17 protein-coding genes and 1 riboswitch are annotated in these 22,682 nt (G+C 66.7%); of the genes, 4 read left to right on the forward strand and 13 right to left on the reverse strand.

The genetic code is table 11. The annotated features are described in order from the left end of the window. Positions 1 to 7 precede the first annotated feature (7 nt). From ACV22W_RS03520 to ACV22W_RS03540, 5 genes are all read right to left on the reverse strand, one after another. Positions 8 to 2,305, reverse strand: coding sequence for a polysaccharide biosynthesis tyrosine autokinase (locus ACV22W_RS03520; protein WP_448017742.1), 2,298 nt, complete (start codon positions 2,303 to 2,305; stop codon positions 8 to 10). Between the two features lie 3 nt (positions 2,306 to 2,308). Next, complete coding sequence (locus ACV22W_RS03525) at positions 2,309 to 2,788, reverse strand: low molecular weight protein-tyrosine-phosphatase (protein ID WP_448017743.1); 480 nt, start codon at positions 2,786 to 2,788, stop codon at positions 2,309 to 2,311. A 90-nt stretch (positions 2,789 to 2,878) separates the two neighbouring features. Continuing rightward, a complete protein-coding gene (locus ACV22W_RS03530) occupies positions 2,879 to 3,925 on the reverse strand; it encodes a polysaccharide biosynthesis/export family protein (protein ID WP_448018117.1) in 1,047 nt (348 codons plus the stop codon). Between the two features lie 180 nt (positions 3,926 to 4,105). Continuing rightward, on the reverse strand, positions 4,106 to 5,521 hold the full coding sequence (locus ACV22W_RS03535; protein WP_448017744.1) for an undecaprenyl-phosphate glucose phosphotransferase: 1,416 nt from the start codon (positions 5,519 to 5,521) through the stop codon (positions 4,106 to 4,108). A gap of 601 nt (positions 5,522 to 6,122) precedes the next feature. Next, positions 6,123 to 7,466 (reverse strand): helix-turn-helix domain-containing protein, encoded by a 1,344-nt coding sequence (locus tag ACV22W_RS03540; RefSeq protein WP_448017746.1) that lies wholly within the window; start codon positions 7,464 to 7,466, stop codon positions 6,123 to 6,125. A 286-nt stretch (positions 7,467 to 7,752) separates the two neighbouring features. Between ACV22W_RS03540 and ACV22W_RS03545 the strand changes: the two genes are divergently transcribed. Continuing rightward, positions 7,753 to 8,673: a LysR family transcriptional regulator gene (locus tag ACV22W_RS03545; protein ID WP_448017747.1), complete on the forward strand. Its 921-nt coding sequence runs from the start codon at positions 7,753 to 7,755 to the stop codon at positions 8,671 to 8,673. Between the two features lie 119 nt (positions 8,674 to 8,792). Continuing rightward, positions 8,793 to 9,194: an OsmC family protein gene (locus ACV22W_RS03550; RefSeq protein WP_448017749.1), complete on the forward strand. Its 402-nt coding sequence runs from the start codon at positions 8,793 to 8,795 to the stop codon at positions 9,192 to 9,194. Positions 9,195 to 9,294: 100 nt separating this feature from the next. On the opposite strand, the gene ACV22W_RS03555 is transcribed toward ACV22W_RS03550, so the two are convergent. Next, the gene (locus tag ACV22W_RS03555; protein ID WP_448017750.1) at positions 9,295 to 10,176 is read right to left on the reverse strand and encodes a Dyp-type peroxidase; all 882 of its coding nucleotides are present in this window, start codon (positions 10,174 to 10,176) and stop codon (positions 9,295 to 9,297) included. Positions 10,177 to 10,662: 486 nt separating this feature from the next. Between ACV22W_RS03555 and ACV22W_RS03560 the strand changes: the two genes are divergently transcribed. Together ACV22W_RS03560 and ACV22W_RS03565 are read left to right on the forward strand one after the other, a co-directional pair. Further along, positions 10,663 to 12,525, forward strand: coding sequence for an ABC transporter ATP-binding protein (locus ACV22W_RS03560; protein ID WP_448017752.1), 1,863 nt, complete (start codon positions 10,663 to 10,665; stop codon positions 12,523 to 12,525). A gap of 115 nt (positions 12,526 to 12,640) precedes the next feature. Further along, positions 12,641 to 13,354, forward strand: coding sequence for a riboflavin synthase subunit alpha (locus ACV22W_RS03565; RefSeq protein ID WP_448017754.1), 714 nt, complete (start codon positions 12,641 to 12,643; stop codon positions 13,352 to 13,354). Between the two features lie 86 nt (positions 13,355 to 13,440). Here ACV22W_RS03565 and ACV22W_RS03570 read toward each other — a convergent pair whose 3' ends face one another. From ACV22W_RS03570 to ACV22W_RS03600, 7 genes are all read right to left on the reverse strand, one after another. Beyond that, entirely contained in the window at positions 13,441 to 14,682 is a 1,242-nt protein-coding gene (locus ACV22W_RS03570; RefSeq protein WP_448017755.1) for a voltage-gated chloride channel family protein, read from the reverse strand. Positions 14,683 to 14,761: 79 nt separating this feature from the next. Next, positions 14,762 to 14,864: riboswitch (Fluoride riboswitch) on the reverse strand. Positions 14,865 to 14,921: 57 nt separating this feature from the next. After that, positions 14,922 to 15,941, reverse strand: a complete 1,020-nt coding sequence (cheB, locus tag ACV22W_RS03575; protein WP_448017757.1) for a chemotaxis-specific protein-glutamate methyltransferase CheB — start codon at positions 15,939 to 15,941, stop codon at positions 14,922 to 14,924. Beyond that, positions 15,938 to 18,244, reverse strand: coding sequence for a response regulator (locus ACV22W_RS03580; RefSeq protein ID WP_448017759.1), 2,307 nt, complete (start codon positions 18,242 to 18,244; stop codon positions 15,938 to 15,940). Before ACV22W_RS03580 ends, cheB begins: the two co-directional genes overlap by 4 nt. Next, complete coding sequence (locus ACV22W_RS03585) at positions 18,241 to 18,945, reverse strand: chemotaxis protein CheW (protein WP_448018118.1); 705 nt, start codon at positions 18,943 to 18,945, stop codon at positions 18,241 to 18,243. The genes ACV22W_RS03580 and ACV22W_RS03585 overlap by 4 nt, the downstream gene beginning before the upstream one ends. A gap of 45 nt (positions 18,946 to 18,990) precedes the next feature. Beyond that, complete coding sequence (locus tag ACV22W_RS03590) at positions 18,991 to 20,406, reverse strand: CheR family methyltransferase (RefSeq protein ID WP_448017760.1); 1,416 nt, start codon at positions 20,404 to 20,406, stop codon at positions 18,991 to 18,993. Further along, a complete protein-coding gene (locus ACV22W_RS03595) occupies positions 20,403 to 20,915 on the reverse strand; it encodes a chemotaxis protein CheW (protein ID WP_448017761.1) in 513 nt (170 codons plus the stop codon). Before ACV22W_RS03595 ends, ACV22W_RS03590 begins: the two co-directional genes overlap by 4 nt. Then, positions 20,912 to 22,588: a methyl-accepting chemotaxis protein gene (locus ACV22W_RS03600; protein WP_448017763.1), complete on the reverse strand. Its 1,677-nt coding sequence runs from the start codon at positions 22,586 to 22,588 to the stop codon at positions 20,912 to 20,914. Before ACV22W_RS03600 ends, ACV22W_RS03595 begins: the two co-directional genes overlap by 4 nt. Between the last annotated feature and the right edge of the window lie 94 nt (positions 22,589 to 22,682).

The raw sequence follows: 22,682 nt of genomic DNA on the forward strand, positions 1-22,682 counted from the left end.
CTCACGATCAGACACGCTCGGTCGTTTTCGATGCCGTGCCGCGGGCGTTCGCGTTGTATGCGTAGACCTCGTGGCGGTATGTGCCGTACTTGTCGCCATACGCGTAGCGCCCGGCCCGAGGTACCAATGCATTGAGTACCACACCCTTGACAGGCACCCCGACCATCTTCAGCCGCTTGTCGGTTTCGGTTACCTCGCCGAGCTTCGTCACCCCGGCCCGCCCGACCACGAATACGGAGCCGGCCTGCTTCGCGATGATTCCCGTATCGGCCACGGCCAGCACCGGCGCGGTGTCAATAATTACCACGTCATAGTCGTTCATCAGGCCGTCGACGATCTTGCCGAACTTCCCGGACAGCAGCAGCTCTGCCGGCGCTGGCGGTACCGAGCCGCACGGGATGAAGTCGAGGTTTGGCGTAACATCACGCCGCAGCACGTCATTCGCGGCCACCGTCCCGGCAATCAGCTCCGACAGACCGGGTTGACGAATGCCGCCGAAATGGCGATGCAGCCGGCCGGCACGCAGATCCGCGTCGATCAGCATTACGCGCATGCCGCCCGATGCGAGAACCGCCGCCAGATTCGCGCTGACAAACGATTTGCCCGCGCCGGGTGCCGCGCTGGTCAGCAGGATGACGTTGTTCTTGGCCTCGCATAGCGCGAATTGCAACGCGGTTCTCAAACTCCGTAGGCTTTCGATCGCCGGCTCTTCGGGATTGCAGGCCGCAAGCAGCGGCACGGTTCCATGCGGGCCGGCCCGCTTCGTCATCCCGGCCTTTTCCTTGTCGCTGAACGGAATCGTCGCGTAGACCGGCAGCCCCGCGCGGGACTCGATTTCGTGCGGATCCGAAATTCCGTCAAACAGGCGGGCCCGCGCAAAAGCGAGTGCGACACCGGCAAACAGACCGCCCAGCACAGCCGCGACCAGCACCAGCAGCTTCTTCGGCTTCACCGGATCGTCCGGCACCACGGCGCTGTCGATCAGGCGAACGTTACCGACCTTGCCCGCCTTCAGCAGCCGCAATTGCTGCACGTTGTTCAACAACGCCGTATATAGACCTGTATTGACCTGAACATCGCGAGTCAGTGAAACGATGTCCTGCTCGCGTTCCGGCAACTGCGCGATCCGGCGACGAGATTCCTGCTCCTGTGCGTCGAGCACCGCGATTTGCTGATCAACGGCAATGACGTCAGGATGCGTGCTCGCATAGCGCGCTGCCAGCATGCTCCGCTGCTGCTTCAATTCGAGCAGCTTGGTCTTGACGTCGGCGGCCGCCTGCAGCGCCAGCTTGGCCTCGGTATCGATATCGATCGAACCGAGCCGGATACGCATCGCGTTATAGCGCCTCTCGGAGTCTTCCAGTTGCTTGCGGAAGATCGGCACCTGCTGATCCAGAAAATCGAGCGATTTTTGCGCCTCGGCCGACTTTCGTTCGACGTTCTGCTTCAGATAGAGTCGTGCAATTTCGTTCATGACATCCGCAACTCGTTGCGGATCGCGGCTCTGCCACGAGACCGAAATGACGCCCGATTGCTTGCCCTGCTCGGCGACGATGAGCGCCTGCTGCATGTCGTTGACCGTCTCCAGGCGCGAATGGCGGCGCAGGACATATTGCGTGCCCGGTGCGCCGGTCAGCGTATCCACATGCAGTTCGAGCGGGCCGCCCGGCGAATCGATATGTTGCGTGACGCCGATGCGGCCGGTCACGTCACGGTCGAGATCGCGCCCTTCGAGACGATATGCACCGCTACCCAGCGCCGTGAGCGTAAACTTGTCGTCTTCAAAATCGCGCGGCACCTCGAACCGCGACACGACGATTCGTTCGTTACCCGATGCGAATCCCGGGACCCGGGGAACGGCCCACACCGGCAGCCGCTTTGCGTGGTTCGCGATCCAGCGGCCGAAGAGCGGCAGATAACGGGGGGTCGCGTCGATGAACAACGCGAGGTTGTCGACGGCCTGACCGACGATCATGCGAGACCCGAGAATCTGGATTTCCGCGTCCGATGACGATTTCACGTCGAACAGCGACGACACGTCACCCAGCAGATTCTTCGCGGACGAATCGAGATTGTCTTCGACCTGAACGAGAATGTAGGCTTCGTATTTCGGACTGGCGACGACCAGATAGACACACGCCAAGACCAGGAACGCGATAACCGTCCAGATAATGGCCAATCGATGACCGATGACGATATCAAGAAATGCGACGAGATCGATTTCATCATCGGCATTCCCGCTCGCGGCATCTCGACCGCTCTCGGGCATACCGCCAAACTGCTTGAAGATGTTCGGATTGTCCATTGATTACGCTCCCGACGCGTCGACGTTGCGGGCTGCATGCCGGCCGGCGCCCAGTGCTGCGATTCGACGTGCCCACGCGTCGACACCCTTGTCGATCAATCTCAGGCAAGCTTCGAATACGTCGCGGTCATTGCCATAGGGATCGAAGATGTCGAAATCCCCCGCCTCGCCAAGTCGAAATACCTTGCCGCGCGCATACGGATAGCGTTGCTCCACGCGCGCCTTTTGGTCTCGGTCCATCACCAGGATCAGATCGGACTGCATGCAGATCGCCTGATTGATGAATTGCGCCCGATGCCTCGCAATATCGATGTCGCGTTCGGCGAGCAGGCCGACGGCGATGGGATCGGCTGGGTGACCGACCAGCGCGCCGAGCCCGGCGGACTGGATCGTCATGTTGGGGAGCTGCTTCTTCAGCAGGCCCTCGGCCATCGGGCTGCGGCAAATGTTGCCTATGCAAAGCACGAGAATCGAATTCACCATGCGCTCGGCTCCGGACCGCGTTGCTGTCTGGGTTGCTCCGCACCGGCGCCGGCGCGGATGGAATGATTGGCAGTCATGTCGTAGTGCGATTTACTTTGAAACGATGGCTGCCGTCATGCCGGCATTGATCGCAGGTAGAAGCAGACTCAGAACGCGGCTGAAGCGCACCAGGCCGTTCCCATCGACGTACACGACGTCCTTGGGATGAAGGTCGAATTGGTTTGCCAGCAACATCGCCACCGGCGAACGCGCATCGAGATGGAACACTTGCGGATTCGCTTGCACCGCGCCGCGAATTACGTAGATCTGCGCTGCGTCCGCACTCAGATTGTTGAGACTGCCAGCCTGGGATATCGCGTCGCTGAGCGTGAGCCTGCCATTGCGCATCGGCAATGCGGTAAGCGGCTTGGCAACTTCACCCATCACGTAGATGCCGTTTTCGTCTCGCGGCATCACGCGCAGCAAATCTCCGTCGCGCAACACGATTCCGGCCGGATTGATGCTCCGCGCGAGCATGCTCGACAGGTCGAGCGGATAGGAAACGCCTTCCCGTACGAGCACGAGATGACTCTCGTCGGCCGTCGGCGCGAATCCGCCTGCCCGGTTGACCGCCTCGAAGAGCGTCATGGGAATATCGTTAACCTGAATGTTTCCCGGCGAGCGTACTTCCCCGTCGACATAGATCTGCTTCGCACGAAACGACGCGACGCGCACCGATACCTTCGGCCGGACGAAGTAGCGGGAAAGGGCCGCGGTCACCGCAGTGCGAACCTCGTCGACGGTCATGCCAGCGACGTGGACATTGCCGGCGAACGGCACCTGGACGTTGCCGCCGTTGTCGATCACGAATCCTTGAGGCGGGTCGTACGGACGGCCGTTGGTTTGCTGGGGCGCGCCCTGCGCGGCCGTCAGTTCGGGGTGGTCCCAGACGGTAATCTGCAGCACGTCGCCGGCGCCGGTCGTATACGGCCCTGGACGACCAACCAACGACCGGATCCTCGCGACGTCGACCGAATCGTCCGCCGCCTTCAATTGCTGGATCAGCGTTGCGTTGATTTCCGACACCGGTACCTGAACCGATTCACGTGGGGTCTGCGCACCACCGCCCGATACCGGCAGGGTCGCCGGCTCCGTCATCCGCATCCCTGGCGCAGCCGCACACCCCGATAGCGCGATGCACGCGCCGAGCAAGATGCTCGTTACCGAACTATTCATTGATCTGATTTCGCAAAAAACACCCGCACACCCGCCGTCCTCGTCACCAACGGCCCCTCCCCCGGCGCGAACCCGTCGCCGGCGCAAACAATCCGCGCACAATCAATACGCATTACTCCCCGCGAACCCCTTCAAAATCGTTGTCCCCACAATCCGCATATCCAGCCCGAACGACCAGTTCTGCAGGTAATAGAGATCGTGCTCGACCCGCCCCTGCATCTTTTCGAGGCGATCGGTTTCGCCGCGATAACCGTTGACCTGCGCCCAGCCCGTGATACCCGGCTTGATCCGGTAGCGCTGGATGTAACGATCGACGACCTTGCGATACAGCTCGTCGTGTTCAAGCGCGTGCGGGCGCGGCCCGACGACCGACATGTCGCCCTGCAGCACGTTGATGAACTGCGGCAGTTCGTCGAGGCTCGTGCGCCGCAGGAACCGCCCCAGTGGCGTGACGCGTGCATCGTGACGAGTCGCCTGCCTGACGATGCCCGGCTGTTCCGCATGCAACCGCATCGTGCGAAATTTGTAGATGCGAAACACGCGGCCGTCCGCGCCCTTGCGGCGCTGCCTGAAAAACACGGGCCCGCGCGACGTCGCCTTGACCGCGATCGCGATGATCAGCATCGCCGGCATCAGCGCCACGAGCGCGAACGCCGCGAAGCATCGATCGAAAATCTCCTTGCTCAGCAGCGCGTGCGGCGGCAACGGCGATGCGGCGAGATTGATCGCCGGCACGCCGAGCACATCCGTCAGCGCGCTGTCGAACAGCGACAGCGCACTGACGTCCGGCATGAAGCGGATGTTCAAGAGTTCGTCGCGAAATTCGGAGACGAAGCGCAGGATCGTGCGCTCCTCCGACAAGGGCAGCGCAAGCCAAAGTTCGCGCATGCCTTGCTGACGCACATAAGCAATGAATTCAGCATCGCTGTCGAAAGTCGCGATGCCCAACACCGACCCGGACGCTGCGCGATCGAGATCGAATACCGCGGCCGCACGGAACCCGCTCGCAGGCGAGCGCGCGATCGTGCCCAATACGCGGCGGCAATATTCGCCACGCCCCACGACCGCGACCGATCGAAGGTTCATCCCCGCATGACGCAATCGGCGCAGCATCGCGTGTACGGCGAGCCTCACCACGATGAGGGCGGTACCCGTCATGCCCGTCCAGTATGCAAACCAGAGCCGCGACACGGCCTCCGATTTGTGAAGCGTGAACGTCACCACCAGCGCGCCGCCCTGCGCGATCAGCCAGGCCAGCGTCAGTTGACCGGCTAGCCTGGACAGCGAACGTCCGCGCCACGACTGGTACACGCCGAACATCGGAAACACCATCAGCGAAAACGCACACGAGAATGCGATGACCGATGCGTCGAGCCGGACATTCACAATCGCATCGAACCGAAAATGCGCGGCCAGCACCGCACCGAACACGATCAGGACGAGATCGACCGAACGCGCGGCTGCCCCCTGGGCACTCGCCGCAACCGACCTGTACTCGACATGTGGCGTTTCGCTCATCTTGCCCTCGCATTCGCGACGTGATCGACTACTCCGGCGTACCGGTGCCCATTCCATTCGACGAACAGTGCGGCCACTGCGCGCCCCGGCACGCCGGATGTCGCCTGATAGCAGCTCGTCATATTAGGATTCCTGCCTATCACTTCCCATGAGACAACCAGCGACGATTTCACGTTATCGATCCGGATTGCGATCACGGCATGACGCACGCATTGCGGCGTGCGCATGCGCCGCTTCGCCTGTACGGTCAAGCGGCGTATGCCGTGATGCGATCGACGGTTGAATCAGGGATGCGGACCCCGGTGCGGCGGCATCTGCGGGATTGGCCGCCTGCTGCCTGCAGGGCACATATGGCATCGACGGCATTTCCCCGGCGCCGACACCGAAAGTCGGAATTGAATACATGATTTGGTCTGATGTTATTGATGTTAAATACTGCGGCACGCACGGAAATAAGCAGAAAGTGTGCCAAGTCCGAAAATCGGGATGCACGTCCGTTCCGTATTCGATGCAAACCCTCATGAAATCCGCGGATTAGGTGACGCCCTTCAGGAATCGGATTTCGCCGCGAGCGGTCGGGCGATGCGTATCACGATCGTTGTTACGTTACGCGTCGCGTAACATGTGGCGTAACGCACGAGGTTTCGGGCACCGGCGCGTCATCGCATTTCGATCGAATCGCGGTGCCGCTCCAGTATCGGCCGCTCTTCTTCAGTCGTGCGCCCGCCGGATCGGACGATCGTGTGTCGCGCCGATGGCTCAGCGCCGGCGCGCAGCTGAGCTCGATGCCGGCCTTCGCGATTCGCTCGCGCTCGAGGGCGCGAAATTCGATGGGTGACAGCGCGAGGTGTTGCCGGAACAGTTTCGCGAGGCGCTCGCCATTGCCGAGACCGGCGCGCCGTGCAATCTTGTCGGCCGGCAGACTGGTGTGGACCAGCATGTGGCAGGCACGCTCGAGACGAATGCTCAGGACAAATTCCGTCGGCGTCGCCCCGACCTCTTTCTTGAAACGCCTCAAGAAGTTGCGCTCGCTCATCGCGACGGCTTGCGCCACCTGAACGATCGAGATGCGCGCGGCACTGCGCGCACGCAACTGCTGCATGGCCGCGCGAATCGGCTGGCTCGCGGACAGTTCGCGCATGGACCATGCGGCCGACTGCACGAGCCGTTCCCCGAAAGCGCGGCAGGCGTGGCGTTCGATCTCCTCGGCTGCGGCGGTTCCGACTTCATGTCTGAACAATTCCAGCAGAACGGGGAAAATGCCCGGTCCGTCGTTGGGTGCATTACCCGTGTCGGCTGCGGAAACGAGGCTCAGTATCGACGCCGCGGGCTGCTGCACGCCACCGCGTTTCGACACGGTAATCGCGGGAATCTTCACGTCGTCCGCAATCCAGCGCACCTGCGCATGCACGCGCTGGATCCGGTGCAGCAGCGCGTCGGTCCATGCGAACAGCACATGACCGCCGTGCAGATGAAAAAACGCATGCACGCATTGCGCGTGCGCGTCGTCGAGCATGTCCGTCGTCACCTGCACGCCGCACGACGACGACACCAGCCCTCCGCTGGCCGACATGAACTTCACTTGATATCCCGGACCCACGGGCAGCAAGCGATTCGCAAGATTGAACGCCTCGATCATGTACGCGGCCTGAACCAGCGAGAACCCCGCACTCAAAAAGACGACAACTACCCGTTGTTCAGCAGCATCCACTTGCCCAGCCCCCGTTTTTCCTGCCAATTCTCTCGAACACGCCTTTTTATTTGACCGCGGCGCTTCTCTTCGCTTTAAAAGCGCCCGAATCATATCTTTAAACCGGGACACGATGGCGAACTGGCAGACATCGACAGGGTTGTGGCGGATTGATACAAGCCGCCGGGACAAGCACCCGAATCCGAAAATAACGAAACGATTATCGTCACCACGATAATCGCCCTCGGGGAACACGAGAGAATCGCACGCTGTTTATGGAATTAGAAACGAATCATGCATTCCGTCTTCGTGTTTTTATAGATTATTAAACACCTTTCGACTCCTCCACCTATTTAACGGACATCCGGGGAAGCCCGTTGGAATGCGTAATTCGAGCGATGCAAACGTTGTCGCACACCGAAACGGCAGATATCGGTACGGATCGACGGTGCGACGTTCGGCCGTCCACACGCCCGCGCGCTCGGCGAACGCTGCCCGGCCGCTCTAGAATTGGCCACGTTCCCACTAAGGTTTCGAACCCGTGCCCGCCAACCATCGTCTCGACCTGAACCTGTTCCGCGTGCTCGACGCCATCTACGTGCACGGCGGCATCGGCGCGGCCGCCCGTGCGCTGCACCTGACGCAACCGGCCGTCACGCACGCGCTCAACCGGCTGCGTGCGCATTTCGACGATCCGCTGTTCGTGCGCCAGGGCAACCGCGTCGTGCCGACCGAACGCACGCGCACGATCATCGCGGACGTGCAGCTTCACCTCGCCGGCCTGCAACGCGCCGCGCGCGACCCGTCGGCATTCGACCCGGCGACGCTCGACCTGAGCATCGCGGTCGGTATTCGCGACGTGCTCGAATCGATCGCGCTGCCGCAAATCGTCGCCGCGTTCGCCGACGAAGCGCCGGGCCTGCGATTCGTGAGCCGCCGCATCGCAGTGCACGACATCGAACGCGAACTCGCGTCGGGCAATCTCGACCTGGTTGTCGATCGACGCGTGCAGACCGGCCCGCGCATCGCGACCGAACATCTGCTCGACGATTCGCTCGTCGTCGCGATGCGGCACGATCATCCGTTGACCGGCGGTCCGCTGCGGCGCGGCGACTATTTCGCCGCACGGCATGTCGCGGTGTCGTCGCTCGGCGAGCCGCAATCGCTCGACGTGCTGCTCGGCAACGACGGGCGCTTCCGCCACATCCAGCTCGTTTGCCAGCATTACTTCGCCGCCTGCCAGATCGCCGCGACTGGCGACCTGCTGCTCACGCTGCCGCGCACGTATGCGCTGCGCATGGCGGCGCTGCTGCCGATCGCCGTGCAGCCGCTGCCGCTGCGGCTCAAGCCATTTCCGCTGCTTGCGTACTGGCACGAGTCGCGCGAGACGGACCGCGCGCACCAGTGGGTGCGCGAACGCGTCGCCACGCTCGTGCGCCGGAGCGCCGGCGTCGCCGGTTGATTCCGGCGAGCCATGTCGACGCACGCAGCGCCTGCGATTCTCCTCGAGACGGTATGCTGACGGCTCGCACGCCGCGCATCGTCGCGGCCGCCTCTTTCCCCGCTTACCGGAGTCTTGCCATGCCGCTCATCCACGCTGCCGCCACCCTCGCCGCCGACGCGCCGAACTACGTCGTCCAGTTGCAGGCCGGCACGCACGCGCTGACCGGCGACGAAGCGCCGCGCGAAGGCGGACAAGGCCTCGGGCCGGCGCCGTTCGAGTTCGTGCTGGCCGGCCTCGCGCAATGCACGGCCGCGACGCTGCGCATGTACATGCAGCGCAAGACGTGGCCGGCCGTGCGCATCGACGTGCACACCGAACTGCACGCCGATCGCGAAGGACAGCAATACGTGCGCCGCGTCGTGACGCTCGACGGCGCGCTCGACGATGCGCAGCGCCAGCGGCTCGCGGAAATCTGCGAGAAGACGCCGGTGACGCTGTTCATCAAGCGCGGCACGCGCATCGAAACGACGCTGAACTGACGGGCGGCGCACCACGCCGCACACGATCGCTACGCAACAAGCAAAACGGGCGGGCCGCGCACGATGCGCGGCCCGCCCGTTTGCGGTTCCCGTCCGGCGCTTACAGCCCGAACGCCGACAGGTCCAGCTTGCCGTCCTTCACCGGCGGGCACCAGAAATACGCGCCCGTCAGCGGCCGCGTGAAGCGGAACAGGCCGTCGACGATGCCGTCGTCCGCGCCGCTCATCCGGCGCATCTGCACGTCGAACGCGCGGAACGAACAGCCGAACGCGACGAAATAGAGCCCCGCGCGGCGCGCATCCGACCATGGCGACGACCGGCGCAGCATGAACGCCTCCGGCTCGAAGCTCTCCTGCGCGGTGCGCTTCACGTGCGCGAACTCGGGCGCGTCGTCCAGTTCCTCGTTGTCCGAGCGGCGGCGGCCGACGATGTGATCCATGTCGCCGGACGCAATGCGCTCCATCTGGTCGAAGTCGTGCAGCCATTGCTGAACCGCGACGAAGCTCGAACCGTCGAGACCCGCGCCCTGCCCCGTGACGATCGCGGCGGCTAGCGCGTCGTCGCCGGTCGGGTTCTCGGTGCCGTCCTCGTAACCCGACAGGTCGCGATCGTTCGAATAGCGGAATCCGTCGACCGCGTCCTGCAGCGCGAACGCCGGCGCAAGCGCCCGCTCGATCGCCCGCGCACGCAGCACGAGCTCGCCGCGATCGTCGCCGCGCAGCCAGACCCAGATGTCGGCCGGCGTGATCGGCAGCGTGCGGTCGTTCACCGCGAACGCCGGATATTCGGTGAGGCCCGGGACCGGACGCCCGAGGTGTGCGGCGAGCGCGTGTCCGAAACCCGCGACCGTGTCGCGCCCGTCAACGAGCTCGCGCAACGCCGTCAGCGCCGCTGCCACGTTGCCGTTGTTCGAAATCGTGAAAGTGAGGTATCGGGCCGCCGTGTCGATCGGAGCCAGGATGCCTTGCTGAACGTCGCTCATCGTTTCCTCAGGAATGTATCGGGGGTGAATCCGCGCGGCCTCGGCGGCCGGCGCGCAACGGCAAAGTGTAATCGATGCGGCCCGCCGACCCGTGCGGCACCGCACCGCGGAACCCGCGCGAAAAAGGGCCGAAACCCCGAATACTAACCGTATCGACGCTGCAACGCCGCATTCGTCAGACGTTGCGGCGACTCCGGCACTGCTGATAAAATCCCTTCACGTCTTTTCGGCGTCCTTTCAACCGTTCACTTCAGGGAGGTGCAGATGTTCCGAATGCCAGCAGCCTTCCCGAACGTGGTCCCACGGCGCGGCTGATCCAGCCCGTCGTCCGCGCCGGCTCCCGAGTGCTCCGCTAACTCGCCGGCCCGCGCATTTTTCCGACAGTCCGTTTCGTTTCGCCCGCGTCATCCGCGCGGCCGGGCTGTTGCGTTTTCGACGTTCTCCGAACCGGAAAGTCCCGTCGCGCGATGCGCCGGGCAACGATACATGACCAGAAAAACCACCCATCTGGGCGGCCAGGCATTCCAGGCCGTCTTCGGCTTCACGTTCCGCTACTGGCGCAAGCAGCCGGTGCGCATCGCGACGATCACGACCCTGGCGCTGCTCGGCGCGCTTGCCGACGTGCTCACGCCGCTGTTCGCCGGACGCCTCGTCGATGCGCTGTCGACCGGCCTGACCGACCGCGCCGCCGCGTGGCATTCGGCCGTCGTCGCGTTCGGCACGCTGGCCGCGCTCGGCATCGGCGCGACGCTGCTGCGGCAAGGCGTCTACCTGAACATCATCACGCTCACGCTGAAAATGATGAGCGAGATCGCCGCCGCGTCGTTCCATCGCGTGCAGCGTTTCTCGACCGACTGGCACGCGAACAGCTTCGCGGGGTCGACGGTGCGCAAGATCACGCGCGGAATCTGGGCGCTCGACCTGTTGAACGACACCGTGCTGATCGCACTGCTGCCGTCGGTCACGATGCTCGTCGGGGCGACGGTGCTGCTCGGCACGCACTGGCCTGTCATGGGGCTCGTCGTCGGCGCGGGTTCGCTGCTGTACATCTCGGTGACGGTCGCCGTGTCGCTCGGCATCGTCGCGCCGGCCGCCCGGCTCGGCAACCTGTGGGACACGCGCATGGGCGGCGCACTCGCCGACGCGGTGAGCTGCAACGCGGTCGTCAAGGCGTTCGGCGCGGAAACGCGCGAGGAAGCGCGGCTCGCGCGCGTGATCGGCAAATGGCGCCAGCGCACGCGCCGCACGTGGGTACGCGGCACGCTCAACGGCGGGCTGCAGGGTGCGATGCTCGTCGCGATGCAGGCGGCGATGATCGGCGTCGCGCTGCGGCTGTGGGCGAACGACGAAGCGAGCGTCGGCGACATCGCGTTCTCGCTGACGATGTTCTTCATGCTGCAGGGCTACCTTCGCGACGTCGGCATGCACATCCGCAACCTGCAGCGCTCGGTCAACGACATGGAAGAGCTCGTCTCGCTCGAGCGCCAGCCGCTCGGCATCGACGATCGTCCCGGCGCACCGGCGATCCGGATCGGGCAAGGCGAGATCCGCTTCGAGCACGTGACGTTCCGCTACGGCAATCATCCGGTGCCGCTGTACGACGACTTCTCGATGCGCATCGCGCCCGGCGAGCGTGTCGGCCTCGTCGGCCATTCCGGGTCGGGCAAGACGACGTTCATCAAGCTGATCCAGCGTCTGTACGACGTGTCGGGCGGCCGCATCACGATCGACGGCCAGGATATCGCGCAGGTGCGGCAGGATTCGCTGCGCAGCCAGATCGCGATCGTCCAGCAGGAACCCGTGCTGTTCCACCGCACGCTGGCGGAGAACATCGCGTATGCGCGTCCCGACGCGAGCCGTGCGGAAATCGAGCGCGCCGCGCGTCTCGCCAGCGCGCACGACTTCATCGCCGCGCTGCCGGACGGCTATGACACGCTGGTCGGCGAGCGCGGGATCAAGCTGTCGGGCGGCGAACGCCAGCGCGTCGCGATCGCGCGCGCGTTCCTCGCGGATGCGCCGATCCTGATCCTCGACGAAGCGACGTCGAGCCTCGACAGCGAAAGCGAGGTGCTGATCCAGCAGGCGATGGAGCGGCTGATGGTCGGCCGCACGACGCTCGTCGTCGCGCACCGGCTGTCGACCGTGCGCGCGCTCGACCGGCTGCTGGTGCTCGATCGCGGCAAGGTGATCGAGGAAGGCAACCACGATGCGCTGATCCGTATCGACGGCGGCATCTATCGCCGGCTGTTCGAGCGGCAGGCGCTGGAGCTGGCGAAGGGCCTGATCGATTCGCCGCAGCGCACGGTCAACGGCGATGCCGGCCCGCGGGGGGAGCCGGCGGAGGCTTGACGGCAAGCCGGTTGCGGCCGGACGTGCGGCAACTGCCGCCGCGCGTCCAGCCCCGACGCCGCCCGCCGCGATCACTTATCATACCGGCCAGGCAATTTGCGACGAAAGGCGGATCATGTTTACAGGCATTGTTCAGGGTGTTGGCGTCATCAAGGCCATCAAGGATCACGGCGAACTGAGAACGTTCAGCATCGAATTCCCCGAGCGGTTCACCACCGACATCGAGATCGGCGCGAGCGTCTCGGTCGACGGCGTCTGCCTGACGGTGACGACCATCCACTCGCCGCTGCTGATCGACTTCGACGTGATGTTGCCGAGCCTGAGAATCACCACGCTGGCCGACCTCACGACCGGCGCCCGCGTCAATGTCGAACGGGCCGCGAAGGACGGCGCGGAAATCGGCGGGCATCCGCTGTCCGGTCACGTCGACTTCATGGGGACCATCCTGCAAATCGCATCGTCCGAACACAACCGGATGATCCGCATCGCCGTGCCGGCCGATTTCAAACGTTACGTGTTCGCGAAAGGCTACATCGCGATCAACGGCTGCAGCCTCACCGTGTCGGACGTCGATCGCGACGCAGGCTGGTTCGACGTCTGGCTGATTCCCGAAACGCGGCGCGCGACCACCTTCGACGCCAAAGGCGTCGACGACAAGGTCAATATCGAGATCGAGCGCAGCACCCAGGTCGTCGTGGATACGATCCGCGAGTCGGTCAAGGAAACGCTCGGGGAGCTGACCGGCGTCGTGACGGCCTTGCTCGCGGAGAAAGGCATCGACATCGAGGAACTGCTCGCGCGCAACGTCGCGAAACTGCCGAAGGCGTAACGGACGCCCCTCGCACCCGGTGATCGGCGCGATCACCGGGTGTCGGTTTCGGTCGACACACCGCGGTCGGCCGCCGCGCGCCGCCGTCACTCCGCCTCCACCCGCGCCCCCTTCCCCACCGCCACCCGCTGCGATCGATAAATTCCCGCGTGCCCGGAAAACAGATAGGCGACCACGCAGGCGACGATCGCATAGACGCCGACATCCGCGCCGAACAGTTCGATCGCCATGATCGTCGACGCAATCGGCGTGTTGGCCGCACCCGCGAACACCGCGACGAAGCCGAGCCCCGCGAGCACCGGCACCGGCAGCGCGAGCACCTGGCCGAGCGCGTTGCCGAGCGTCGCGCCGATATAGAACAGCGGCGTCACTTCGCCGCCCTTGAATCCCGACGCGAGCGTGACGACGGTAAACGCGAACTTGCCCGCGAAATCGTAAGCCGGCAGCGGCCCGTGAAACGCGGCCTCGATCGTCGGAATCCCGAGCCCGAGATACTGCGGTACGTTCAGCGCGGTCGCGGCCACCGCCACCAGCGCGCCGCCGAGCACCGGCTGCAGCGGCACGTAGCGCACGACGCGGCGGAACCATGCGGTCAGCGCATGCGTCGCGAACGCGAACAGCCGGCCGACGACGCCGAACGCAACGCCCGCGACGACCGTCGCGGCCAGCCCCGTCGCCGACACGGCCGGCACGAACGGAATCGCATAAGCGGTGTGATGCACGCCCCACGCGCGGCACACGACGTCCGCAACGATCGCCGACGCGACGCAGGTCAGCAGCGCGTCGTACCGAACGCGGCCGATCGCGAGCACCTCGAGCCCGAACACGGCGCCCGCGAGCGGTGTGCCGAACACCGACGAGAAGCCGGCCGCGATGCCGCCCATCAGCAGCACGCGCCGATGCTCGCGATCGAGCCGGAACAGATGCGTGACACGATCGGCGAGCGCGCCGCCCATCTGCACGGCCGTGCCTTCGCGGCCGGCCGACCCGCCGAACAGGTGCGTGACGACGGTCGCGACGAGCACGAGCGGCGCCATCCGCTTCGGCACGAGCGCCTTCGGGTCGTGAATTTCGTCGATCAGCAGGTTGTTGCCGCGCGCGACCGACTGGCCGAACCGGTGATAGACCCAGCCGGTCGCGAAACCGGCGGCCGGCAGTCCCCACAACAGCCACGGATGCGCGACACGCGTGCCGGTCGCCCAGTCGAGCGCGATCAGGAACAACGCGGAAGCCGTGCCGGCCAGCGCGCCGAGCAGGGCGGAAAGCGCGAGCCAGCGGCACACGTAGCGCACGGTCGCGAAAAAATCGGCAGAAGTCGAGAAAAACATGATTTCCAGATTCGACGGGACATCAAAACCTGGGCGGCAGAATACCGCATGGACGGCCTGCGACCTCCTGACGACCCAGGAACACGCAGGCATCATCAGCCGGGCAACCGGCGGTTGAGGGCCGAACCGCGCGCGACGCGCCGGGATCGACCGCAGGGAGGCATGCCATCTCCGCTGGCGGCAATTGTACGCGACGCCGCGCGGCGCGTGCAACGCGGCCCCGCCGGGGCCGCGCGCCGTCAGTCGAGCGGCATGCGCGTCACGCGCGAGATCAGTTGCGGCGCGATCCGCTCGAGCGGCAGGATCGCCGACGCTGCGCCGATCGCCGCGGCCGCCTTCGGCATCCCGTAGACGGCGCACGTCGCCTCGTCCTGCGCGATCGTGTAGCAACCCTTCGCGCGCATCGCCTTCAGCCCCAGCGCCCCGTCGCGCCCCATTCCGGTCAGCAGCACGCCGAGCGCGTCGCCCTGCCAGCCGTCGGCGACGCTGTTGAAGAACACGTCGATCGACGGCCGGTACGGCGTCTCGGCCGGATGCCGCGTATAGCCGAGCACGCCGCGCGGCGACATGTACAGGTGATCGTTGGTCGCCGCGAGCAGCACCTCGCCGGCCCGCGGCACGCTGCCCTCCCGCGCGACGCGCACGGGCAGCCGCGTATAACCGTCGAGCCACTCCGCCATGCCGACCGCGAACGCCTGGTCGACGTGCTGCACGATCACGAGCGCGGCCGGAAAATCGGCCGGCAGCGCGCGCAGCAGCGCGGTGAGCGCGGTCGGCCCGCCCGCCGACGCGCCGATCGCGATCAGCGTCGGCAGGCCGCGCGTGACGGCCGGCACGGGCGGCACGAGCGTCGCCGTCCGGCTTTCGAGCAGCCGGCCGATCTGGTCGATCTTCGCGAGCAGCGGCTGCGGCCCCGCGTCCGAAGGCAGGCCGAGCGCGAACGTCGGCGTGTCGACCGCGTCGAGCGCGCCGGCGCCCATCGCCTCGTAGACTGACGACGTGTTCGCGCTGACGCTCGCGGTCACGACCAGGATCGCGCACGGCGCACGCGCCATGATCTGCCGCGTCGCGGCCACGCCGTCGAGCTTCGGCATCACGAGATCCATCAGCACGAGGTCGGGCGGATGCGCGACGCAGAAATCCACCGCCTCGTCGCCGTCGGTCGCCACCCACAGCACGCGATGATCGGTGCGCAGCGCGATCACGCGGCGCAACGCCTCGACCGCGAGCGGCAGATCGTTGACGATGCCGATGTTCATCCGCGCGCGTCCCCGATCAGGTCGTGCACCGCATCGAGCAGCGCCTCGTCGTGGAAACTGCTCTTCGCGAGGTAGTAGTCGGCGCCTGCGTCGAGCCCGCGCCGGCGATCCTCGTCGCGATCCTTGTACGACACGATCATCACCGGCACGCGCTTGAGCATCGGATCGCCCTTGATCAGCGTGACGAGTTCGATCCCGTCCATGCGCGGCATGTCGACGTCGGTGACGACCAGATCGAACGCGTCGCTGCGCACGGCGTTCCAGCCGTCCATTCCGTCGACCGCCACGGTCACGTCGTAGCCGCGCTTTTCCAGCAGCTTGCGTTCGAGCTCGCGCACCGTCAGCGAATCGTCGACGACGAGCACGCGGCGGCGCCGGTCGGCGAGCGCGAGCTGCGGATCGCGCTTGAGCTTCGCGAGCTGTCCGCCGCGCACGAGCTTGTCGACAGAGCGGATCAGGTCTTCGACGTCGACGATCAGCACCGGGTCGCCGTTCTCGAGCAACGCACCGGCCGCGATGTTCTGGATCTTGTTCAGGCGGCTGTCGAGCGGCTGCACGACGAGCATCCGTTCGCCGAGGAAGCGGTCGACGGCGACGCCGTAGAGTTCGGGCTCGCCGCCGACGACCACGACCGCCGTGCGTGCGCGCGCGACGTCGGGCTCGCCGGCATCGAGCAACTGATGCGCACTGACGAGGCCCGCGCGCCGGCCGTCGAACGGAAAATGCGGCTGCCCTTCGAGCACGTCGATGTCATCGTGCGACAGTTCGAGCGTGCGGCGCACGTGCGCGAGCGGGAACGCGTACGGCTCGCCGCCGACCTCGACCAGCAGGCTGCGGATCACCGACAGCGTGAGCGGCAGTTGCAGCACGAAGCGCATGCCCGCGCCGGGCTCGTTGAAGATGCGCACCGCGCCGCGCACGCCGCGCACCATTTCCTGCACGGCATCGAGGCCGACGCCGCGCCCCGACACGTCGGTCACCGCATCGCGCATCGAGAAGCCCGGCAGCAGCAGGAACTCGAGCAGTTCGGGATCGGACAGCCGCGCGGCCGTCTCGTCGTCGGTCAGGCGCTGGCGCACGACCGCCGCGCGCAATGCGTCCATGTCCACGCCCGGCCCGTCGTCGATCACGCTCACGAGCAGCGAGCCGGCGCTGTGGCGCGCCTCCAGCGTGACGCTCGCCTCGGCCGGCTTGCCGCGTGCGCGACGCGCGTCGGGCGCGTCGACGCCGTGATCGATCGCGTTGCGCAGCAGGTGGCCGAGCGGCGCGTCGAGCAGGTCGAGGATGTCGCGGTCGACCTGCGTGCCTTCGCCGACGATCGAGAAGCGCACCTGCTTGCCGAGCGAGCGCGCGAGATCGCGGACGATGCGCGGATACGCGCGCGTCGCGTCGCCGAACGGCCGCATCCGGCACTGCAGCGCCTCGTCGTACAGCTGCTCGGCGATGTGCGTGCTGCGCCGCTCGAAGCGGTCGAATTCGTCCATGCGCTCGGCGAGCGAGCGCTGCAGGTCGTTGAGCATGTGCCGCACTTCGTTCACCGACGCGAGCACGCCCGCGTCGAGATCGTCGGCAAACTGTTCGTACAACAGATCGAGCGAGCGGGCCGCATCGCGCTGCGCACGCTTCACGCGCAGCATCGATTCCGCGAACGGCTTGAGCCAGCGCGACTCGACGAGCGACTCGCCGGACAGGCTCAGCAGCCGGTTCAGCGTATCGGCCCGCACGCGGCGCATCGCACCCGCGCCGGCCACGCGGCCGGCCTGGACCGGATCTGGCACGGCCGCCGACACGGCGAGCGGCGGCACCGCGGCGCCGGCCCCCACCGATTCGTTCGCGGCGCCGTCGTGCTCGCGAAGCGGCTCGACGGACGGCGGTGCAGGCGGCGCGAAGGCCGAAGCCGGCATCGCATGGGCGCCGTCGGCACCCGTCAGCGCCAGCGCGAACGCCTCGATCTCGGTCGACGACACGGGCTGCGCCTGCGGATCGGCGACGCGCACCAGCAGATCGACGCCGGCGAGCAGCACGTCGACGTGCGTGGCCGTCAGCGCGATCGTGCCGGCCTGCGCGGCGACGAAGCATTCTTCCATGCGCCCCGCGATGTCGACGCCGAGCGGCACACCGACGATGCGTGCGGCGCCCTTCAGCGAATGCGCGGCGCGCATGCACGCCTCGAGCGCGACGGAGTCGGGCTCGCCCGATTCGAGCGCGAGCAGGCGCTCGGACAGCGCCTGGGTTTGCGTGCGCGTCTCCTCGCGATACAGCTCGAGCAGCGACAGGTGGCTCAGATCGTCATCGCCGCTCATCGCATGCTCCGTGTCACGGCGTCGAACAGCCGATCGTCGTCGAGCAGGCCCACCGACTTGCCGCGCCACGACAGCACGCCGCGCGACAGGCCGGCGCTCGCGCGCCCGACCGTCGCCGGCACTGGCACCCATTCGGATGCGCCGAAGTGCAGCACACCCTCGACTTCGTCGACCGGAAACACGACCGGCTCGCCCTGGTGCGCGGCGACCAGCAGCCGCGTGAAACGGCCGTCCGCGCCGCCGTTGCCGCCCCTGCCCGCGTCGAGGCCGAGCAGCGCACCGATCGAGATCGCGATGCGCAGCGTGCCGCGAATGTTGACCACGCCGCGCACGGCCGAATGACGGCGGTACGGCAGCGAATGGATCGGGCGCGTGCCGGCGATCTCGCGCAGCACGCCGATCGGCAGCGCGAGCCATTCGTCGGCAACGCGAAACGCGAGCGCCGCCTGGCGCGTATCGTCGTCGCCATGCGCGCGGGTCGCGTCGAACGCGCTGATCCGCTGCGTGGCGTCGGTCATCTCGGCGATGCCGAGCGGGCGTTCGAGCAGCTTCGCCGCGTGATACGCGTAGACAGGACAGTTCAGGCAGCGCAGGCAGTCGGACAACCGCTCGCACGAGCGGTCGCCGCGCGTGCCGATCCGGTTCCAGCAATCGTCGACGCCGGTCGTCGTGTCGTCAGTGGCAACGGCGTCGCGGTTCATTCTTTCCTCGGTCATCCCGATGTCGGCTCCCAACCCGTAGTCTCGTTATCCGGCCGAGCGCCGCGCCCGCTCGAGCAGCCATCGCGCGCCTGCGCCGTCGCCGCCGACGTCGAGCAAGGTCGCCAGATGCGTCAGCGCTTCGTGGTGTGTCGGCCGCAGATACAGCGCCTTCCGGTAGAAGTCGCCCGCTTCCGCGACGCGCCCGCGCGCATCCGCGATCAGCCCGTTCAGGTAGAACGCATCGGCGTGCGGCCCGGCGTGCGCGGAGAACCGCGCGAGCACGCGCTCGGCCTCGTCGAATGCGCCCGCGTTGGCCAGCGCCTGCGCTTCCTCGAGCGTCGGTGCGGCGCTGTCGGCGACGGGCGTCGCCTGCGCGGGCATGTCGGTCGCGTTGGCAACACGGGGCGGCGAGTCGACGCGCAAGCCGGCCCGCGACTCGAGCGCCGTCGGACGCTCGACCGGCGCATATGCGGCGCGCGACGGCGCGGCATCGCTCCACGTGGTCGGCGCGACGGCCAGCAGCGGGCGCGTCGTGGCCGGCGGCGCCACCGCGAAGCGCTCGGCGCGTCGGTACGGCGCGATCGCGGGCATCGGTGCCGCATGGCCGTCCGCCGCGGCGCCACCGCGCACGCGATGAAACGCGAACGCCAGCGGCACGCGCGCCGAGCACATCCCGTGTCGCATCGCGACACCCGTTTCGGCGGGACCGACGAACAGCATGCCGTCATCGGCGAGCGAGCGTTCGAGCGAATCGATCACGCGATCCTGTGCGTCGCGGTCGAAATAGATCAGCACGTTGCGGCAGAACACGAAATCGTAGCGGATGCCCGTGTCGATGCCAGGCTCGATCAGGTTCGCCTGGCGAAACTGCACGCACGCGCGCACGCGCTCGTCGAGCAGCCAGCCGTCGGCGACCGGCGTGAAGTAGCGGCCGCGGAACTCGGTCGCCGTGCCGCGAAACGCATTGCGCCCGTAGCAGCCGAGCCGCGCCTGTTCGATCGCGCGCGCGCTCAGGTCGATCGCGTCGATCGTGAAACTGGCCGGATCGAGCCCGGCGTCGAGCAGCGCCATCGCCGCCGAATACGGTTCCTCGCCGCTCGAGCATGGCGCGCTCAGCACACGCATTACGCGCCCGGGCATCGCGGCGACCCGCTCGGCCGCGAACCGCGCGAGCGTCGCGAATGCCTCGCGATCGCGGAAGAACCACGTCTCCGGCACGATGAACAGTTCGATCAGCGCGCGCCGTTCGTCGGCCGACGCGTTGAGCTGCTGCCAATAGGCGTCGAGCGCTTCCGGCGTGACGGGCGGCCGCGCCGCCGACGGCAGCCGCTCGCCGTCGCCCTGCAGCGCCTGCACGCGCTCCGTCAGCGCGCGGCTCAGGAAGTCGTTGCCGAGCGAATCAGGGTCGATGCCGGTCTCGCGCAGCAGCCAGTCGCGAAATCGCGAATCGGACACTTTCATGTGGACTCCCCTCCGTGGCCCGGCTGGCCGTCGAACAGATACAGGCGCGCAACGTCGTCGATCAGCTCGAACACCGAGACCTGCTGCACGATCCCGTCGGGCGTGTTCGCGACCCGCCCGAGCCAGCGCGTGCGCGCGGTCGATATGCCGCTGGCCCGGAACGCGGTGCGGTCGATCCGCAGCGTCTGCGTCGCGCGTTCGACGATCAGGCCGACCACGCGATCGCGGTCGAGCTGTCCGACGCGATAGCGAGCCATCACCAGCCGCGTCGACCGCAGCGCATGCGCGCGCCGTCCGAGCGCCAGCATCGGCACGTCGATCACGGGCACGGGCTGACCGCCGCGCATCAGCAGCCCGGCAATCCATTCGGGCGCGCCGGGCACGGCCTTGGTGGTCGCAAGCGGCAGCACCTCGTCGATGTCGGCCGCGTCGAGCGCATAGCGCTCGCCGTCGAGCTCGAACATCAGGAACAGCGCGTGCGCGCCGCCGTGAGACTCGGCGCGCGTCACGCGTCGACCTTGAAGCGCGACACGCTGGTGCGCAACTGATTCGCGACGAGCGTCAGATCGTCGATCGCCTGCGACGACTGGCGCAGCGATTCGGCCGTCTGCTGCGCGGCCTCCGACAGTTGCGACAGCGCCTGCGTGATCTGCTCGGCACCGTTCGCCTGGGTCTGCATCCCTTCATTGACCATCTGGAAGCGCGGCGCGAGCGTCTGCACCTCGGCGATGATCTGCGACAGCTGCCCGCCGACCTGCTGCACGTCGAGCATCCCTCGGCGCACTTCCTCCGAGAACTTGTCCATCCCCATCACGCCCGCCGACACGGCCGACTGGATCTCCTTCACCGTCTGCTCGATGTCGTACGTCGCCACGGCCGTCTGGTCGGCGAGGCGGCGGATCTCGGTCGCGACGACCGCGAAGCCGCGGCCGTACTCGCCGGCCTTCTCGGCCTCGATCGCTGCGTTCAGCGACAGCAGGTTGGTCTGGTCGGCCACCTTGGTGATCGTCGCGACGACCTGGTTGATGTTCAGCGCCTTCTCGTTGAGGATCGCGAGCTTCGCGTTCACCGAACCGGCCGCGTCCATCACGCTGCGCATCGTCTCGCCCATCCGCGTGAGGCCGCTCTGGCTCACGCCCGCAAGCGTCGCCGACTGCTCGGCCACGCCGGCGACCTCGTTCATCGTGCGCAACAGGTCGCGCGACGTCGCGAAGATCTCGCGCGAGGTCGCGCCGATCTCGGTCGTGGTCGCCGCGGTCTCGTTCGCGGTCGCCTGCTGCTCGCGCGACGTCGCCGCGATTTCGGCGACCGACGTCGTCACCTGCAGCGACGACTGCTGAGCGCGCGCAACCAGCTCGGTCAGCTCGTCGGCCATTCGGTTGAAGCCCGTCTCGAGCGTGCCGAACTCGTCGCGGCGGCGCAGGTCGAGGCGACGCGTCAGATTGCCGGTGCGCATCACGTCGTGCACCTCGACGAGCCGCGCCATCGGCACGGTGACGGAACGGTACAGCCCGTAGCCCAGCCCCAGCGCGGACAGCAACACGATCGCCAGCGCGGTCGCGAGGACGATCTCCGTGTCCTGCACGGATTCGCGGATCAATTTCGCGGACTGGTCGGCGAACTTGCGGTTTTCCTGCACCAGGATATTCGCGTTGCGCACGACCTCGGCCCACGCAGGCTGCGCCTTCGCATAAGCGGCGACGGCCTCCTCGCGCGACACGCGGCTCTTCTGCACCGCGTCGTTCAGCAGCGGCAGGTAGCGATCGTAGGCGCCGCGAAACGCCGCGAAGCGCTGGCGGTCGTCGTCGCGGAACGTCGTGTTCTGGTAGTCGACCGACAACGACTCGACCTCCTTGAGCGTCTCGCCGATCTTCGCGAAATCACGCTGCACGAGTTCGGAATCGGTATCGACGAACGTCGCCTGCTGCAGCATCGCGATCGATTCGTTGACCGCCCCGCGCAGCGACGCCGCCAGATACACGCCCGGCAGCGAGTCGCGTTCGATGCTGACGGCTTCGGTGTTGATCGCGCGCAGGCGCTCGTAGGACACGCCGGCCGTCACCAGCATCAGCACGAACAGCACGCCGAAGCTGAACAGGATACGGTTGCCGAGCGTCAGCCGGGCGGCGCCGATCGTCGGATGCAGGCTTTCATTGGTCGCGCGGGGCGTCACGGTGGCCATGTTCGTTATGGGCTTTCTAAAATCAGCGTTGAAAAAAACCGCGCCCGCCCGCGCGCCGGACGGCGCGCCACGAGCGCATCGGGGTCTGCGGGCA

This window comes from Burkholderia sp. AW49-1 (assembly GCF_053427845.1).